This window comes from Alcaligenes sp. Marseille-Q7550 (assembly GCF_965112015.1).
The window spans coordinates 642,980-659,989 of record NZ_CBCOPU010000001.1; the positions used below are offsets into that span (position 1 = coordinate 642,980).

Sequence of the window (17,010 nt, forward strand, 5' to 3'; positions counted from 1 at the left end):
TGTGGTCGAGGTCAGACGTCGGCCCGCATCAGGCGCAGTCCGCCGCCTGCGCTTTGCAGCCCGTCGCGGCGGCGGTGGAAGTAGCGGGCGTTGAGTTCTTCCGTACCCCACAGTGTACGGCAGCGAAAGCCGAGGCGGGCCAGCAAACCATCCATGTCCTGCGGATGATAGGCGCTGAGCCAGGGTTCGCCGGCGGCTGCGCATTGCTGAGCCATCGCGCCGTCCAGCATCCGTTCGATGGGGTCCAGCGCGGCGGGATCGACCCGGAAGTCGAACAGGATGCTGCTGCCGGCGGGATAGCGCGCCCCGCAGGCCAGCAGGTCGCGTATGCGATCCGCGTGCAGATATGGGGTCAGGCCCAGGGCGACGAAGCAGACGGGCTCGTCCGGGAGCACGCCTGCGCTGGCCAGGCAGCCGCCCAGGTCCTGGCGGGACAGATCGCAGGGCTGCAGCACGGCGCCGGCCGGCAGCGACAATCCGGCCAGTTCCAGCTGGCGGCGCTTCCAGTCCTGGGTGGCGGGGTGGTCGATCTCCAGCAGTTGCAGCCCGGGGGGGGCGCGCAGGCAATAGGTCTCCAGTCCGGCGCCCAGCAGGACGGCGCGCTGCAGGCCATGGGCGACGGCCTGTTCCAGCGCGTCCTCGGCCCAGCGGCTGCGGCCGACGATGGCGGCGCGCAGGGGGCGGCTCATGGGATCGTTGTAGCGGTAGGGGTCGGCCGCCATGTCCAGCGCTTCCGGCCCCAGGATGCGCAGCGCGTAGGGGTCGTCCAGCACGCGCGGCTCGTCCAGCAATTGGTGGGCGGCGCGCTGCAGGGCCATGCGCAGGGCGGTCCGGGTGGGAGTGCGAGGTTCGGTACGAGAGGTCATGCCGTTCTCCAGGTCAAAGAACGGCATGATGAAGACTGACGCGGCGTGAGGGTCAAGCGCCGGCCGAGGGAGGCTTGGGCTCGACCGGATCGAAGTGCGTCATGACATCCAGCACGGGCTCGGCCTGCATGACTCGTTCGCGGGCCAGCACCGCGATGGCGTGGCCCTGCGCAATGGTCAGGGAGCCGTCCATCTCCAGGTCCACTTCCACCCAGATCATGTCGCCCAGCTTGCGCGTGCGCAGCTCGTGGATGCCCTGCACGCCGGGCGTCTCGCGCAGCAGGGCGGCGATGCGCTGTTCGGTGTCGTGGTCCACGGCGCGGTCGGTCAGGTCGTGGAAGGCGCCGATGGAAAACTTCCAGCCCATGCGCAGAATCATCAACCCCACGATGCTGGCGGCCAGCGGGTCGGCCAGCGGCAGGCCGGCCAGATTGGCCAGCACGCCCAGGCTGACCACCAGCGAGGAGGCCGCGTCCGAGCGCGCGTGCCAGGCGTTGGCCACCAGCATGGTGGAGCGCACCCGCTTGGCCACGCGCAGCATGTAGCGGAACAGCAGTTCCTTGCCGCACAGGGCGATGAAGGCGACCAGCAGGGCGGCGGGGTGGACAGGCGCGATGCTGCCCGGGTCCTGCAGCGCGGTGACGGCGTTCCACACCATGCCCAGGCCCACGAGGATCAGCAGCACGCCGATGGCCAGGGTGGCGGCGGTCTCATAGCGCAGGTGGCCGTAGGGGTGGTCCGCATCCGGCCCTTTGCGGCTGTGGCGGTTGGCGAACAGCACCACGAAATCCGACAGAAGGTCCGACAGCGAATGGACTGCGTCCGCGATCAGGGCGCGCGAATTGGCGTACAGGCCGATGGCGATCTGCAGCAGGCTCAAGCCTATGTTCACGGCCACGCTGACCCAGGTGGAGAGTTGGGCGCTGCGGTGCCGGTCCAGGTCGGCGGGGGTCACTTTTTCCATGCCGGGATTCCTTCAGAATGCGTGGGGCGGGTCGTCTGCGAAGGGCCTGCCTGATCGAGAGTGTATCGGGCTTTGGGGCCCGACGGCGACTTGAAGCGGCGGGCGCGCGGCTGTTACCGTAAAAGACGCAGGTGGCGGACCGCGGAGCGGTCCGCTGATCACTCACGACAACTGGAGCGACTGACCGTGGAAGAACATTCCTTGTATCAGAGAGTCGCCGCCGTGCTGGAGCAGTGGGGCGACGTCTTGGCCGTATTCATGATCATCCTGTTCGCCTTGCTGGCCGGCATGGTGGCGAGCCGGGTGATGGCGCGCCTGGCGCAGCGCACCGATCCGACGCGCCACGTCTGGGTGCATGGTTTCCTGGCCGGCGCGTCCGGTCCGCTCAAGACGCTGATCTGGGTGCTGGGCCTGGCGGGGGCCGCGCGCCTGCTGGTGGAGCATGATGTTTCGTCCATGCTGGCGGCCGTCCTGCCCACCGCTCCCATGGTGGCGGTGATCGCCGTCGTGACCTGGTATTTCCTGAAAGTCTGCACCCAGGTCCAGGAGAATCTGGTGGCGCGCGCCCGCGCGCGCCGCCATGAGCTGGATCCCACGGCCACGGACGCCATCGGCAAGCTGGTGCGGGCTTCCATCGTGCTGACCGCCGCGCTGACAGTGATGCAGGCCCTGGGTTACGCGATCGCGGGCGTGCTGGCCTTCGGCGGAGTGGGCGGCGTCGCCATCGGTTTCGCCGCCCAGAGCCTGGTGGCCAACCTGCTGGGCGGGCTGACCATCTTCGCCAGCCGGCCTTTCAAGGTAGGCGAATACATCATCATTCCCGGCACTGAACTGGCCGGCGGGGTGGAGCACATAGGCTGGCGCGCCACGCGCCTGATCGGCTTCGACTGCAAGCCCTTCTATGTGCCCAACTCCATGTTCAACACGCAGCCCATCATCAACCATTCCCGCATGACGGCGCGGCGCATCATGGAAACCCTGCACCCGCGCTACATGGACATGGGCGTGATGTCGCGCATCGTGGAGGAGTGTCGGCAGATGCTGCGCGAACACAAGGGCATACAGCAGGATTTCTTCGCTTTCAATTTCGACAGCTGCGGTGAACGCTCATTGCAGCTGTCCCTGTATGCGTTCACGGTCAGCACGGACTACAACGAGTTCATGAACGTGAAGGAAGACATCCTGCTGCGCATCGCGGATATCGTGCGGCGCCATGGCGCGCAACTGGCCGAGCCGGTCGCGACGGTGTATGCGCCGGACGGCCTGTTCGAGGCCATGCCTGCTCCGCGCCAGCCCGCGCCCGTCTGAGCGGGTTTCGCTTTTACAATGTCAGCCTGGCAAACGGGACGGCCAAGGAGCGCCGGCAGGACATGATGGAACTGGATATCGAAGCCCTGGATATGGAAGGGCGCGGCGTTGCGCAACAGGACGGCTGCACGCATTTCGTGGACGGCGCCCTGCCCGGCGAACGAGTGCGCGTGGCGAACCCGGCAGGGGGCCGCCGCCACCAGGTCTGGGAACTGCAGGACATCCTGCAGGCCAGCAGCCAGCGCGTCCAGCCGCCCTGTCCGCACTTCGGCGTCTGCGGCGGCTGCGTCATGCAGCATCTGGAGCCCTCCGCCCAGGTGGCCGTCAAGCAGCGTCACCTGGAAGACAGCCTGCAACGGGTCGGCGGCCTGCGCCCCGAGCGCCTTCTGGCGCCGGTCCATGGCCCGTATTGGGCCTATCGGCAGCGCGCTCGCCTGTCCGTCTATCGGGTGGACGGGGAGGGGCTGCGCATCGGCTTTCGGGAGCGCGGCAGCACGCACGTGGCCGACCTGCGCCAGTGCCTTGTCCTGCCCGCGCCGGTATCGGCGCTGCTGCCGGCCTTGCGGGAACTGATCGCGGGCCTGTCGATTCCCCACCGCATTCCGCAGATCGAGCTGGCCATGGGGGATTCGGCCTGCGTCCTGGTCTTGCGGCATCTGCTGCCCTTGACGCCGCAAGACCAGGACAGCCTGCGGTCCTTCGGACGCGAACACGGCGTGCAGTGGTGGACGCAGGCGGGCGGGCCCGATTCGGCGCTGCCTCTGGATCCCGTGCCGCCAGCACAAGAACTGGCTTACGCCTTGCCTGAGTTCGACGTGCGCTTTGCCTATCGGCCGACGGATTTCACCCAGGTCAATCCTGCCAGCAACCGCAGCCTGGTGTCTCAGGCCCTGGCGCTGTTGGCGCCGGGAAAGCAGGATCGCGTGCTGGACCTGTTCTGCGGCCTGGGCAACTTCACCTTGCCGCTGGCGCGCCGGACCGCCTTCGTGACCGGCGTCGAGGGCAGCGCCGCCCTGCTGGAGCGCGCCCGCGACGCCGCCCGCGCCCACGGCCTGCTGGACCGGACCGATTTCGCGCAGCGCAATCTGTTCGAGGCGGACCGCAACTGGTGGGACGGCCTGGGACGTGTCGACAAGGTCTTGATGGATCCTCCGCGCGAAGGGGCTCGCGCCGTTGCCGAAGTCCTGGCCCGCCTGCCCGACGAGCGCCGTCCGCAACGCATCGTGTACGTTTCCTGCGAACCGCTGACCCTGGCCCGCGACGCCGCCATCCTGGCGCACCAGGGACGCTACCGTCTGCGCGCCGCCGGCGTGCTGAACCTGTTTCCCCATACCGGCCACGTGGAGTCCATGGCGGTGTTCGAGCCAGCCTGAGCCGGCGCGGCGCCCCGGTCGTTTCGGAGCCAGTCTGGCGCGCAATAAAAAACCTCGCCCGCGGGCGAGGTTTTTTATCGGGCAGGCGGCGGCGTCAGTGGATGCGCATGCCGGGCTGGGCGCCTGGGAAGGGTTCCAGCACGTAGATGCCGCTGTCCACGGATTCGTCGGCGTGGCTGGCGGCCAGGACCATGCCTTCGGACACGCCGAAGCGCATCTTGCGCGGGGCCAGGTTGGCGACCAGCACGGTCAGCTTGCCGACCAGGTCTTCAGGCTGGTAGGCCGACTTGATGCCGGAGAACACCTGGCGCAGGCGGCCTTCGCCCACGTCCAGGCTCAGGCGCAGCAGCTTGTCCGAACCGTCCACGGGCTCGCAGGCCACGATCTTGGCGATGCGCAGGTCCACCTTGGCGAAGTCCTGGATGGCTATGGTGTCGGCGATGGGCTCGCCGCCGGGCACCACGACGGGCGCGGGCGGCGGGGCCAGCAGCTCGTCCACCAGCTTGGCGTCCACGCGCTGCATCAAGTGCTTGAACGGGGCGATGTGACTGGGCAGTTCGGCCGCGTCGCTCCAGACGAAGCTGCGGTTCATGCCGAACAGCTCGCGGGCGACGCGATCGGTCAGGGCGGGCAGAATGGCGGCCAGCATCACGGACAGGCCCTTGAAGCCGGCCAGCGTGCGCGAGCAGATGTCCTGCAGCGCGTCCTTCTGGGCCTGCTCGGCCGTGCCTATGCCCTTGGCCATGACCCAGGGCTGCGCCGTATCGAAGGCCTGGTTGATGACGTCGGCGTGGGCCATGATCTGGCGCACGGCGCGGCCGTACTCGCGGTTCTCCAGGTCCGCGCGCACCTTCTCGGCCACGGCCTGCAGCTCGGCCTGCATCTCGGCCGTATCGCCCTGATAGGCGAGCTGGCCGTCGAAATGCTTGCTGATGAAGTTGGCGGCCCGGCTGGCGATGTTGACGTACTTGCCGATCAGGTCGCTGTTGACGCGGGCGACGAAGTCCTCCGGGTTGAAGTCCATGTCCTCGACGTGCGAGTTGAGCTTGGCGGCCATGTAATAGCGCATCCATTCGGCGTCCATGCCCAGCTCCAGGTAGCGCAGCGGCGAGATGCCGGTGCCGCGGCTCTTGGACATCTTTTCGCCGCTGACGGTGATGAAGCCGTGCACGTTCAGCGCGTCGGGCACCTTGCGGCCGGAGAACTTCAGCATGGCGGGCCAGAACAGGGCGTGGAAGTACACGATGTCCTTGCCGATGAAGTGGATCTGCTCGGTATTGCCTTCGGGATCGAGCAGCGCGTCGAAATCCAGGCCTTGCTTGGCGCAATAGGCCTTCAGGGAGGCCAGGTAGCCCACGGGCGCATCCAGCCACACGTAGAAGTACTTGCCGGGGGCGTCGGGGATGGGGATGCCGTAGTAGGGCTCGTCGCGGGAGATGTCCCAATCGTTCAGGGAGGCTTCGGCGCCTTCGCCCGTGCCCAGCCATTCGCGGGTCTTGCCCAACACTTCGGATTGCAGGCGCGGCTTGCCCTGGGCGTTCGTGCCCGTGGTCCATTCCTGCAAAAAGGTCACGCAGCGCGGGTCCGACAGGCGGAAGAAGAAGTGCTCGGACGTCTTGAGCACGGGGCGCGCGCGGGTCAGCGTGGAGTAGGGCTCGATCAGCTCGGTGGGCGCATAGACGGCGCCGCACACTTCGCAACTGTCGCCGTACTGGTCCTTGGCGTGGCACTTGGGGCATTCGCCCTTGATGTAGCGGTCGGGCAGGAACATGCCCTTGACGGGATCATAGAACTGCTCGATGGTGCGCGTGTCGATGAAACCGGCCGACTTCAGCGAGCGGTAGATGTCCTGCGCCAGCGCGATGTTCTCCTGGGAGTCGGTGCGGTGCCAGTGGTCGAACTGGATGTGAAAGCCGTTCAGGTAGGTCGGACGCTCGGCGGCGATGCGGTCCACCAGCTGGGCGGGCGTGATGCCGGCGCTCTCGGCCTTGAGCATGATGGGCGCGCCGTGCGCGTCGTCCGCGCCGACGAAGTGCAGCGTATGTCCCGACATTCGCATCGACCGGACCCAGATATCGGCCTGGATGTACTCCTTGAGGTGGCCGATGTGGAACGAGCCGTGGGCGTACGGCAGGGCGGTCGTGACAAATATCGTTCGTGACATGACGTAAAGGAAAAAAAGTGTAAAAGGGAAGGTGCGATTTTATGTCGAATTGCGCTCTTCTGCTGGCAATGAGGATCAGCCGGCGGGGACGCGGTCGCGCAGGTGCGACAGGACGGGCCGGTGGGCGAAGGAAGCGGGAACGCAATCAGGCGCCCCGCGGCTGCACGGGCCGCGGGGCGCATGCCGGACCGGGACGGGCGCACGCCCGCCCCGGGCGGGGCTGTCAGGGGATTTCGCGCATTTCTATGTCGGTGACGTCCTGTGCGCGGGGCGCGCGCGGCGCATCGGGACGCATCGCGGGGGCGGCCGGACGGCGGCGCTGGTCCCAATAGGCCTTGACCCCGAAGGGCCGGCCGCTGATGCGGGCCACGATGTACAGGATGCCGATGGCAATCGCGGTGGAAACCATGAAAATAAACGCCATGATTGCACCGAAAATTGTCAGCAAGACAAAGAGGGCTGTGCGGATAATCTGGTTAAATGTATTCATAGGGTTAGTATGACACTATCTGTACAAAAAAATTCCCTTTGATCCGCTATTCTTCTGGTTTAAAGGTATGGTGATGTTTCTTTATAGCAAGGTTTTGGACAAATGACTGTAAGTTCCGAACGTGTACTGCAGGCCCTGGCTGGGGTGACCGACCCCAACACGTTTAAGAAGCTGTCGGTGGATGCGGGCAAGTGTGAAATCAGCATTGAAAACGACCAGGTATCGCTCACTTTGCATCTGCCCTACACGGCCTACGACATCCAGGGGCAATTGCGCGAGCGCATCGTCCAGGCGCTGGCCGGCGTGGGCGCGCAGCTGGCCCAGCTGCACCTGAGCCCGCGCATCGGCACCCATGCCGTGCAGCAGGGCCTGCGCCCCATGCCCAACATCCGCAACATCATTGCGGTTGCCTCCGGCAAGGGCGGAGTGGGCAAGAGCACCACGTCCGTGAACCTGGCCCTGGCGCTGCACATGCAGGGCGCGCGCGTCGGCCTGCTCGATGCCGACATCTACGGTCCCAGCGTGCCCATCATGCTGGGTCTGCACGAGCGCCCGCGCAGCGCCGACGGCAAGATGATGGAGCCGCTCATCGGCCACGGCCTGCAGGCCAATTCCATCGGCTTTCTGCTGGACGAGGACGCGCCGGCCATCTGGCGCGGCCCCATGGCCACCCAGGCCCTGACGCAGCTGCTGACCCAGACCCGCTGGGACGACCTGGATTACCTGATCATCGACATGCCGCCCGGCACGGGCGACATCGCCCTGACCCTGTCGCAGAAGGTGCCGCTCACCGGCGCCGTGATCGTCACCACGCCGCAGGACCTGGCCCTGGCCGACGCCAAGCGCGGCCTGTCCATGTTCCAGAAGGTCAACGTGCCGGTGCTGGGCATCGTGGAGAACATGTCCGTGCACATCTGTTCCAATTGCGGCCATGCCGACCCGGTCTTCGGCCAGCATGGCGGGCGGGACATGGCGGCCCAGTTCAACGTGCCCTGGCTGGGAGCCCTGCCGCTGGCCATGAGCATCCGCGCCCAGACCGATTCGGGCACCCCCACCGTCATCGCCGCGGCCGACAGCGCCGAGGCCCGCCTCTATCAGGAGATCGCCAACCGGGTTTCAGCCAATCTTTCCCAGCTGCCGCCCGACACGTCGGCGCAGCGACCCAAGGTTGTCCCTCGTCCGCTCTGAGTGCCTATGCTGAAACCCGGCCTCTGCCTGTTGTTGCTGCTGGCCCTGAGCCGGCCGGCCTGGGCCGCCTCGGTCCCCGAAGTCGTCATCGATCCGGGCGGCGTGCCGCCCGAGGCCCTGAAGGAAATCCAGCGCGCCGTCAGCGCCATCACGCGCCTGGCTGAAGACCAGGACGTGGGGGAAGTCTCGCGCCTGCGCCGCCGGGCGCACGATGCGACCGTCTCGGCCCTGGAAACCCAGGGCTATTTCGATTCGGTGGTGACGCTGGAGGTGGGCGAGGACATAGGCGGAGAAACCTGGGACATCATCATCGAGCCGGGCGAACTTACCCGGGTGCGCAAGGTCGACCTGGACTTCAAGGGGCAGATCACCCAGCCGGAGTTCGAGGTGCGGCTGGAAGGCATCAAGGCCGACTTCCCCCTCAAGCCGGACGATCCGTTCCTGAACAAGGTCTGGTCGTCGGCCAAGGCGGATCTGCTGGAGAGCGTGCAGCGCCAGGACTTCTATTACGCGCGCTATGACAGCACGCGCGCCGTGGTCCTGGCCGACGAAGGCGTGGCCGACCTGTCGCTGAAGGTCAAGAGCGGGCCGCGCGTGCGCATGGGCCAGCTTGTCACCTCGGGCCTGAAGCGGGTGCCGCAATCGCTGGTCGAACACTATGTGCGCTATGAACCCGGCGACCCCTACGACCAGGACAAACTGGACGAGTGGCAGCAATCGCTGGCCTCCACCTCGTTCTTTCGCGGCGCCTTCGTCACCCTGGACGACGAATCCAGCCTGCAGAAAGTGCGCGCGGACGGCGAAGTGGAGCTGCCCGTGCTGGTGCGCGTGACCGAAGCGCCCGCCAAGCGCTTCACCGGCTCCCTGGGCGTGGACAGCGACCACGGCGTGCGTGTGGAGGGCCTTTACCGCCAGAACATCGTGTTCGGCCTGCCCATCTGGACCGAGGCCGGCATAGGCGTGGACAAGAAGCGCCAGCGCGCCTTCTATGATGTGCACCTGCCGCCCACCCGCAGCGGCTACAAGAACAGCCTGGGGCTGCTCTATGATCGTTCCGATGTCGAAGGGCTGGATACGGCCCGCGCGGCGTTCGGCTGGAAGCTGCGCCAGGAACGCAAGGCCGCCGGCAAGAGCCGGGTCGAATACGAAACCGAATGGGGCCTGCTGGGCGCCTGGGACAAGACCAAGATCGCCGGCCTGCCCACGCGGGAGGTGCCGTCGGCCATCGCGACCTGGCAGTGGCTGCGGCGCGACGTGGACAAGAAATACGATCCGCGCGAAGGCAATCTGGTGGACCTGGGACTGGGCGCGGGCATCACGCTGGACCGGGGCGAGCCGTTCTATCGCGCCAATCTGCGCCTGCAGCAATGGTGGCCCATCGGCGAATGGGACGTGCTGTCGGTGCGCGGCGAGATCGGCAAGGTCTGGCGCATGACCGACCGCACTCCGCCGGACTTCGGGTATCGGACCGGCGGTGCGCGCAGCATTCGCGGCTACAAGTTCCAGAGCATAGGCCTGCAGTTGAATGACGCCGTGGTGGGCGCGCCGACCCTGGCCGTGGCCAGCGTGGAATACACGCATTTCTTCACCAGCATGTACGGCATGCGCGCTTTCGTGGATGTGGGCGACGCAGCCCCTAGCTTTAGCGACATGAAGCTGGCCTGGGGCTATGGCCTGGGCGCCGTGGTGCGCACGCCGGCCGGTCCGTTCAATATCGACGTGGCGTACGGGCAGCGGGACAAGCGCCTGCGCCTGAGTTTTTCTTTGGGAATCGCATTCTGATGGCTTTTCTGCGGCGCTGGTTCCGTCGTTTTGCCTTGTGGGGCATACCCTTCGTGGTCATGGCCCTGCTGTTGGTCTGCGGCTTCGCGTACTGGGTCCTGGCCAGCGAGGCCGGCACGCGCTGGGCGCTGCGCACCGCCCTGCCCCATGCCAACGGCAGCGCCCAGGGCGTACGCGGTTCGGTGTGGGACGGCCTGAGCATCGATCACCTGGTGCTGGACCTGCCGGACACGCGCGTGGACATCGAGCGTCTGCGCCTGCAGGCCAACTGGAAAGAGCTGCTGGAACGCCGCCTGCATGTGGTGGAGCTGAGCGCGCAGAAAGTGGACGTCGCACTGACCACGCCGGCCGAGCCCAAGCCGGACGAACCGTTCCAGATGCCCGAGCTGCCCGTCCATATCGCGGTGGACAAGCTGGCACTGGGCCAATTCATGCTGACGCAGGACGGCGCGCCTCTGCCGCTGGCCGTCGCCGATCTGTCGGCGGCGCTGTCGGTGGGAACGGAGGGCGGACAGCTGCGCCTGTACGATCTGATGCTGGCCAACGAGTTCATGCGCGCTGGGCTGCAGGGCGAGGTCGACCTGGCCCGTTTCGAAGCGCCGTTCCCGGCCCGGGCCGATGTGCAGATCATCGCGCGGGGCCTGACGCCTGAATCGCCCGTATGCGCCCGACAATACCTGCCCGGCTACGCCCCGAAGGAGGCGGCGCCGGCGGCGCGCCAGGGCGGGACTCCCGCCGCGTCCAAACCGGACGGCAAGACAGGCGTTCCCGACGCTGTGCAATCCGAAGCAGCCGCGTCTGAGGCCGGCGCGCCCGCCGCCAGCGGCGAGGAGCGCATCACTGAGCCCGTGGCCGTGCCGGAGCCCGAACCGCTTCCCGACTGCGTCATCAATGCGCAGTTGACGCTGGACGGTTCGCTGGAGCAGGCGGCGCTGACGCTGCAGGGCAGCGGCCAGGGCTATCATCTGGATGCCCGGGCGGACTTGACGCCCTTGGCCGCCGTGCCCGTGCGCCAGGCGACCGTGGCCTTGCAACTGCCCGACCAATCGAAGCTCGATGCCGATTTTGCCTGGGACGCCCAGCAGGACGAGGGACACATCAAGGATCATTTCAAGGGGCAGTTCCGCAGCGACAGGCTGGATCTGCACGCCCTGCTGGGCGATGTGCTGCCTGACGCCCTCATCAACGGGCAAGGCCGCTTCGATGTGCTGCTGGTGGACAAGGCTCAGCTGGTGACGGCCGATGTGGACGTGCAGCTGCTGCAGGGCAGTCGCTGGAATCGGCAGCCGGCCGCCGGACAGATCAAGGCGCACGTGGCCTCGCCCGCCCAGCCCGGCAGCGCGGACTGGTGGCGCGGCCTGACGGTGTCCGAAGCCCTGACGGACCTGAAGGTGGGCGACAACCGCATCGCCCTGAAAGGCGGGTTTGGCGAGCCTGACAGCATGCTGGACCTGCAGGTCCAGGTGCCGCGGGCCGGGCAACTGTGGCCGGGCCTGGAACTGGGCACGGTGTCGGCCGAAGGCAAGCTCAGGGGGCGATCGCGCGGCACGGGCTGGAGCTCAAGGCGCGGTATGACCTGGGCGGCACGAAGCGCGACCAGTTGGGGCAGGGTCTGGCGCAGGCCGACCTGGCTCTGGAAGGCAGCTGGAATTTCGCCGGGCAAGGCAAGGCGGCATTCTGGGACGGCCGCGTCACACGCCTGGCGGCTGATCACGCCGGCCTGGGCGCCAAGCTGCAGTCCGCCATGCCCGTGCTGTTCACCGCGGCACTGACGCCGCCCGAGCCCGAGCCCGAGCGCCTGCAGGAGCTCGGCCGGGAATTGCCCGTCCAGGAGTCTGCCTCGTCCGCTCAAGCGTCGACGCCGGAAAGCCCGGCCGAAACACCGGCGGCCGGCGCTCCGGCGGCGGGCGTCCCGGCGGCCGGCGAAGCGCCGCCGGCCTCCACCGCCGCGCAACAGGCCCTTGCGACGCCCTGGTCGCTGCGGATCGGCGCAACGACGATCGCCACCACCATGGACGGCCAGTCCTGGGTGGCCTTGCGGCACCAGGAGTCCCGTTACCAGGCTGGCCAGTGGGCCAGCCAGGGCGCCTTGACGGACCTCGTCCTGTCCCAGCCGCGCATCGAGCGGCTGATGCGCAAGCTGGGCGTTGAGGAACAGGCCCAGGAAAAGAAAGGCGGCGTGAAAGTCGCCTCGCGCAAGAACACCCGTCCGGACGAGATCGAAGTCAAGGCCGATTGGAACCTGAGTTTTGCCGGGGCCCTGACGGGGCAGGCGCGCATCCAGCGCGTCAGCGGCGACGTGCAGGTGCCGGCCGAACCGCCGTTTCCGCTGGGCCTGCAGGACATGAGCCTGACGCTCAAGGCCACGCCCGGTTCGGGCGGGCGCAGCCGCCTGGACGCCTTGCTGGACGTGCGCACGCAGCGCATGGGCTACCTGACCGCCACGGCGGAAACAGTGGTGCATGCCACGCCGGGCGGCGGGATCGCCCTGCGTGACGGCGATGCCAAGAAGATCAACGTCAAGGCCAACATCGACGACCTGGGCTGGACCAGCCTGTTCCTGGGCGATGCCATGGAACTGGGGGGGCGCCTGAACGCCGATGTGAACATCGATGTGGGCGCCAAGTGGGCCTGGACCAGCCGCGGCACGGTGACCGGCCGAGACCTGCGCTTCACGCGGCTGGACGACGGCATACGCTTGCTGGACGGCAGCCTGGACGCACGTTTCGACGGCGACGTCTTCCGCCTGGAAAGCCTGACCTTCCCGGCCACGCCGCGCGTGGAACCCCAGGAGTGGCGCACGGCGACCTGGCTGAAGGAAAGCCCCGACGCCAAGGGCGGCAAGCTGACGGTCTCGGGCCAATGGAACCTGGTGAACCAGCAGGGGACCTTTGCGGTGGACATCCTGCGCTTTCCCATCGTGCAGCGCGCCGACCGCTACGCCATGATGACCGGCCGGCTGGACCTGGACATGGACCTGCCGCGCATCGCCATCCAGGGCAAAGTGGTGGCGGACGCGGGCTGGTTCAACCTGGACATGCTGGGCGGCATCCCGACCGTGGACAGCGACGTGGTGGTGCTGCGCGCCGGCCAGACGCTGCAGGACCAGGAAGTCGAGGGCACCACGGACATGACGATGGAGATCGACGTGGATCTGGGGCCGCGCTTCTACCTGACCGGCTACGGCGTGAACTCCGGCCTGGTGGGGGACCTGAAGATCACCATGATAGGCGGCAAGCTGACGGGCATAGGCGCGCTGCGCACCCGCGGCGGGCGCATCGAACTGTACGGGCAGAAGCTGCTGCTCAGGCGCGGTACCGTGACCTTCCAGGGCGACATCACCTCGCCCATCCTGGACATCGAGGCCCTGCGCACCGACCAGGCCGTGCAGGCCGGCGTCAAGGTGGCCGGCACGGCGCGCCGGCCGCGCATCGACCTGGTGTCCTATCCGGAAGTGAGCGAAGTGGAGAAGCTGTCCTGGCTGCTGCTGGGGCACGGACCCGACGACTCGGGCGGGGACATTGCCTTGCTGCTGAGCGTGGGCACCTCCTTCCTGGGCGACGGCGAACCGTTCTACCGCAAGTGCGGCATCGACGAGGTCGCCATGCGTTCGGGCGACCTGGGCAGCCCGGGCAGCATCCTGCCGGTGGAAAGTGTGGTCAAATCCCTGAACAGCGGCACCAGCGACGTGGAGCGCAAGTTCCTGGCGATCTCCAAGGGGCTTACGTCCGACATCACGATCAGCCTGCAGCAGGCCATGGCCGACACCGGGACGGTGGGGCGCGCCAGCTACCGCCTGGCGCGCGGCCTGACGGCGGAACTGAGCGCCGGCACGGTCAACGGCCTGGCCCTGATCTACCGCTGGTTCTCCCAGGACTAGGACCATGCACAGGTTCCAAGAAAGCGCGCCCGCCGGGAAACGGGCGCGCAAGCCGCATGAATGTCGTTTTTGCGCGTCGTGTGGGTCAAGCTTGCATGTAAACGATAAAATACCCGGTTACTGATTTAAGGCGGCTAATTTCCTATGAGTATCAAAAGCGACCGTTGGATTCGGCGGGCTGCTGCCGAAGGCATGATCGAACCCTTCGAGGCCGGCCAGGTGCGCAGCGTGGACGGGCAGCGCATCGTCAGCTACGGCACCAGCAGCTACGGCTACGACGTGCGTTGCGCCAACGAATTCAAGATCTTCACCAACATCAATTCGACCATCGTGGACCCCAAGGCCTTCGACGAGAAGTCCTTCGTGGATTTCGTGGGCGACGTGTGCATCATCCCGCCCAATTCCTTCGCGCTGGCCCGCACGGTCGAATATTTCCGCATCCCGCGCAGCGTGCTCACCATGTGTCTGGGCAAGAGCACCTACGCCCGCTGCGGCATCATCGTCAACGTCACGCCGCTGGAGCCCGAATGGGAAGGCCACGTGACGCTGGAGTTTTCCAACACCACCCCGCTGCCGGCCAAGATCTACGCCGGCGAGGGCTGCGCGCAGATGCTGTTCTTCGAAAGCGACGAAATCTGCGAAGTGTCGTACCGCGACCGCGGCGGCACATATCAGGGTCAGCTGGGCGTCACCTTGCCCCGTACCTAGGAGTTCTGGAATGAAGTTTCGTTTTCCCATCGTCATCATCGACGAAGACTACCGTTCCGAAAACGCGTCAGGCCTGGGCATCCGAGCCCTGGCCGCCGCGATAGAGGCCGAAGGCGTTGAAGTTCTCGGGGTCACCAGCTATGGTGACCTTAGTTCTTTTGCGCAGCAGCAAAGCCGCGCGAGCGCCTTCATCCTGTCGATCGACGATGAGGAATTCGACGTGGACTCCCCCGAGGATGTCGCCAACGCGATCATGAATTTGCGCTCCTTCATCGGCGAGCTGCGCTTTCGCAACGAGGACATCCCCATCTACCTGTACGGGGAGACGCGCACGTCGCAGCACATCCCCAACGACATCCTGCGTGAACTGCACGGCTTCATCCACATGTTCGAGGACACGCCCGAGTTCGTGGCCCGGCACATCATACGCGAAGCGCGCTCCTACCTGGACAGCCTGGCGCCGCCGTTCTTTCGCGAGCTGGTGAACTATGCCTCGGACGGTTCCTACTCCTGGCATTGCCCGGGGCATTCGGGCGGGGTCGCCTTCCTAAAAAGCCCGGTGGGCCAGATGTTCCACCAGTTCTTCGGCGAGAACATGCTGCGCGCCGACGTCTGTAATGCCGTGGACGAGCTGGGCCAGCTGCTGGACCACACCGGTCCGGTGGCCGAGGCCGAGCGCAATGCCGCGCGCATCTTCCACGCGGATCACTGCTTCTTCGTGACCAACGGCACGTCCACCTCCAACAAGATCGTCTGGCATGCCAACGTGGCCAACGACGACGTGGTGGTGGTGGACCGCAACTGCCACAAGTCCATCCTGCACGCCATCACCATGACGGGCGCCATCCCGGTGTTCCTGCGCCCGACGCGCAACCACCTGGGCATCATCGGCCCCATCCCGCAGGAAGAATTCCAGCCTGAGAACATCCGCCGCAAGATCGAGGCCAACCCCTTCGCGCGCAACGCCAAGAACAAGAAGCCCCGCATCCTGACGCTGACCCAGTCCACCTACGACGGGGTCATCTACAACGTCGAGATGATCAAGGAAACGCTGGATTCGGAAATCGACACGCTGCATTTCGACGAAGCCTGGCTGCCGCACGCCGCCTTCCACGACTTCTATCACGACATGCATGCCATTGGCGCCGATCGTCCGCGCAGCAAGGACACCATGATCTACGCCACGCACTCCACGCACAAGATGCTGGCGGGCCTGTCGCAGGCCTCGCAGATCACGGTGCAGGACGCGGAAAACCGCCAACTGGACCGCAACGTCTTCAATGAAGCCTACCTGATGCACACCAGCACCAGCCCGCAGTACGCCATCATTGCGTCCTGCGACGTGGCCGCGGCCATGATGGAGCCGCCCGGCGGCACGGCCCTGGTGGAAGAAAGCATCCGCGAGGCCATGGATTTTCGTCGCGCCATGCGCAAGGTGTCCGGCGAGTACGGCGAGGATGACTGGTGGTTCAGGGTCTGGGGTCCGGACCGCCTGCCCGAGGAAGGCATAGGCAACCGCGAGGACTGGATCCTGCGTTCGGGCGCCGAATGGCACGGCTTTGGCAAGCTGCCGACCGACTTCAACATGCTGGACCCGGTCAAGGCCACGGTCATCACCCCCGGCCTGGACATCTCCGGCACCTTTGCCGACCACGGCATTCCGGCCGCCCTGGTGTCCAAGTACCTGGCCGAGCACGGCGTGGTGGTGGAGAAGACCGGCCTGTATTCCTTTTTCATCCTGTTCACCATCGGCATCACCAAGGGCCGCTGGAACACGCTGCTGACGGCCCTGCAGCAGTTCAAGGACGACTACGATCGCAACCAGCCCATGTGGCGCATCCTGCCGGACTTCTGCAAGGCCCAGCCCACTTACGAGCGCATGGGCCTGCGCGACCTGTGCCAGCAGATCCACGAAGCCTACCGCAAGTACGACCTGGCGCGCCTGACCACCGAGGTCTACCTGAGCGACATGGTGCCGGCCATGAAGCCGTCCGACGCCTACGCCAAGATGGCGCACCGCGAGATCGAGCGCGTGGGCATCGACGAACTGGAAGGCCGCGTCACCGGCGTGCTGCTCACGCCGTACCCGCCCGGCATCCCGCTGCTGATCCCCGGCGAGCGCTTCAATTCGCGCATCGTGGAATACCTGCAGTTCGCACGCGAGTTCAACGCCCGCTTCCCCGGCTTTGAAACCTACGTGCACGGCCTGGCCCAGGACATCGGTCCGGATGGCCTGCCGCGCTACTACGTGGATTGCATCCGCGAATCCGAGGCGGGCGAGTAAAAC

12 protein-coding genes are annotated in these 17,010 nt (G+C 66.6%); 8 read left to right on the forward strand and 4 right to left on the reverse strand.

The features are described 5' to 3' along the window. Positions 1 to 11 precede the first annotated feature (11 nt). Positions 12 to 866 carry a class I SAM-dependent methyltransferase gene (locus tag ACWPWO_RS03090; RefSeq protein ID WP_454004333.1) on the reverse strand — a complete coding sequence of 285 codons (855 nt, stop codon included), beginning with the start codon at positions 864 to 866 and terminating at the stop codon, positions 12 to 14. 52 nt (positions 867 to 918) lie between these two features. After that, complete coding sequence (locus ACWPWO_RS03095; RefSeq protein WP_454004335.1) at positions 919 to 1,830, reverse strand: cation diffusion facilitator family transporter; 912 nt, start codon at positions 1,828 to 1,830, stop codon at positions 919 to 921. A 186-nt stretch (positions 1,831 to 2,016) separates the two neighbouring features. Here ACWPWO_RS03095 and ACWPWO_RS03100 point away from each other — a divergent pair, with 186 nt between their 5' ends. Both ACWPWO_RS03100 and rlmD read left to right on the forward strand, forming a co-directional pair. Beyond that, a complete protein-coding gene (locus ACWPWO_RS03100) occupies positions 2,017 to 3,138 on the forward strand; it encodes a mechanosensitive ion channel family protein (RefSeq protein WP_454004337.1) in 1,122 nt (373 codons plus the stop codon). A gap of 26 nt (positions 3,139 to 3,164) precedes the next feature. Beyond that, positions 3,165 to 4,511, forward strand: coding sequence for a 23S rRNA (uracil(1939)-C(5))-methyltransferase RlmD (gene rlmD / locus ACWPWO_RS03105; protein WP_454006249.1), 1,347 nt, complete (start codon positions 3,165 to 3,167; stop codon positions 4,509 to 4,511). A 94-nt stretch (positions 4,512 to 4,605) separates the two neighbouring features. Here rlmD and metG read toward each other — a convergent pair whose 3' ends face one another. Together metG and ACWPWO_RS03115 are read right to left on the reverse strand one after the other, a co-directional pair. Beyond that, a complete protein-coding gene (metG, locus tag ACWPWO_RS03110; protein ID WP_454004339.1) occupies positions 4,606 to 6,675 on the reverse strand; it encodes a methionine--tRNA ligase in 2,070 nt (689 codons plus the stop codon). A 223-nt stretch (positions 6,676 to 6,898) separates the two neighbouring features. After that, complete coding sequence (locus tag ACWPWO_RS03115) at positions 6,899 to 7,165, reverse strand: hypothetical protein (RefSeq protein WP_454004340.1); 267 nt, start codon at positions 7,163 to 7,165, stop codon at positions 6,899 to 6,901. 102 nt (positions 7,166 to 7,267) lie between these two features. Here ACWPWO_RS03115 and apbC point away from each other — a divergent pair, with 102 nt between their 5' ends. From apbC to ACWPWO_RS03145, 6 genes are all read left to right on the forward strand, one after another. After that, complete coding sequence (apbC, locus tag ACWPWO_RS03120) at positions 7,268 to 8,353, forward strand: iron-sulfur cluster carrier protein ApbC (protein WP_394064006.1); 1,086 nt, start codon at positions 7,268 to 7,270, stop codon at positions 8,351 to 8,353. A gap of 6 nt (positions 8,354 to 8,359) precedes the next feature. Further along, on the forward strand, positions 8,360 to 10,135 hold the full coding sequence (locus ACWPWO_RS03125; RefSeq protein ID WP_454004342.1) for an autotransporter assembly complex protein TamA: 1,776 nt from the start codon (positions 8,360 to 8,362) through the stop codon (positions 10,133 to 10,135). Beyond that, positions 10,135 to 11,907 carry a hypothetical protein gene (locus ACWPWO_RS03130; RefSeq protein ID WP_454004344.1) on the forward strand — a complete coding sequence of 591 codons (1,773 nt, stop codon included), beginning with the start codon at positions 10,135 to 10,137 and terminating at the stop codon, positions 11,905 to 11,907. The genes ACWPWO_RS03125 and ACWPWO_RS03130 overlap by 1 nt, the downstream gene beginning before the upstream one ends. A gap of 800 nt (positions 11,908 to 12,707) precedes the next feature. Then, positions 12,708 to 14,015: a translocation/assembly module TamB domain-containing protein gene (locus ACWPWO_RS03135; RefSeq protein ID WP_454006251.1), complete on the forward strand. Its 1,308-nt coding sequence runs from the start codon at positions 12,708 to 12,710 to the stop codon at positions 14,013 to 14,015. 144 nt (positions 14,016 to 14,159) lie between these two features. Next, positions 14,160 to 14,723, forward strand: coding sequence for a dCTP deaminase (gene dcd / locus ACWPWO_RS03140; RefSeq protein WP_454004346.1), 564 nt, complete (start codon positions 14,160 to 14,162; stop codon positions 14,721 to 14,723). Positions 14,724 to 14,733: 10 nt separating this feature from the next. Beyond that, a complete protein-coding gene (locus tag ACWPWO_RS03145; protein ID WP_394064014.1) occupies positions 14,734 to 17,007 on the forward strand; it encodes an Orn/Lys/Arg family decarboxylase in 2,274 nt (757 codons plus the stop codon). Positions 17,008 to 17,010 lie beyond the last annotated feature (3 nt).

What these genes read in the sequence shown, in the direction of transcription:
- dcd (WP_454004346.1), top strand. Translation starts at nt 14,160, where the DNA reads ATGAGTATCAAAAGCGACCGTTGGATTCGGCGGGCTGCTGCCGAAGGC.
- apbC (WP_394064006.1), top strand. Translation starts at nt 7,268, where the DNA reads ATGACTGTAAGTTCCGAACGTGTACTGCAGGCCCTGGCTGGGGTGACC.
- ACWPWO_RS03145 (WP_394064014.1), top strand. Translation starts at nt 14,734, where the DNA reads ATGAAGTTTCGTTTTCCCATCGTCATCATCGACGAAGACTACCGTTCC.
- ACWPWO_RS03130 (WP_454004344.1), top strand. Translation starts at nt 10,135, where the DNA reads ATGGCTTTTCTGCGGCGCTGGTTCCGTCGTTTTGCCTTGTGGGGCATA.
- ACWPWO_RS03115 (WP_454004340.1), bottom strand. Translation starts at nt 7,165, where the DNA reads ATGAATACATTTAACCAGATTATCCGCACAGCCCTCTTTGTCTTGCTG.
- ACWPWO_RS03090 (WP_454004333.1), bottom strand. Translation starts at nt 866, where the DNA reads ATGACCTCTCGTACCGAACCTCGCACTCCCACCCGGACCGCCCTGCGC.
- ACWPWO_RS03095 (WP_454004335.1), bottom strand. Translation starts at nt 1,830, where the DNA reads ATGGAAAAAGTGACCCCCGCCGACCTGGACCGGCACCGCAGCGCCCAA.
- ACWPWO_RS03125 (WP_454004342.1), top strand. Translation starts at nt 8,360, where the DNA reads ATGCTGAAACCCGGCCTCTGCCTGTTGTTGCTGCTGGCCCTGAGCCGG.
- metG (WP_454004339.1), bottom strand. Translation starts at nt 6,675, where the DNA reads ATGTCACGAACGATATTTGTCACGACCGCCCTGCCGTACGCCCACGGC.
- ACWPWO_RS03135 (WP_454006251.1), top strand. Translation starts at nt 12,708, where the DNA reads ATGGAACTGGGGGGGCGCCTGAACGCCGATGTGAACATCGATGTGGGC.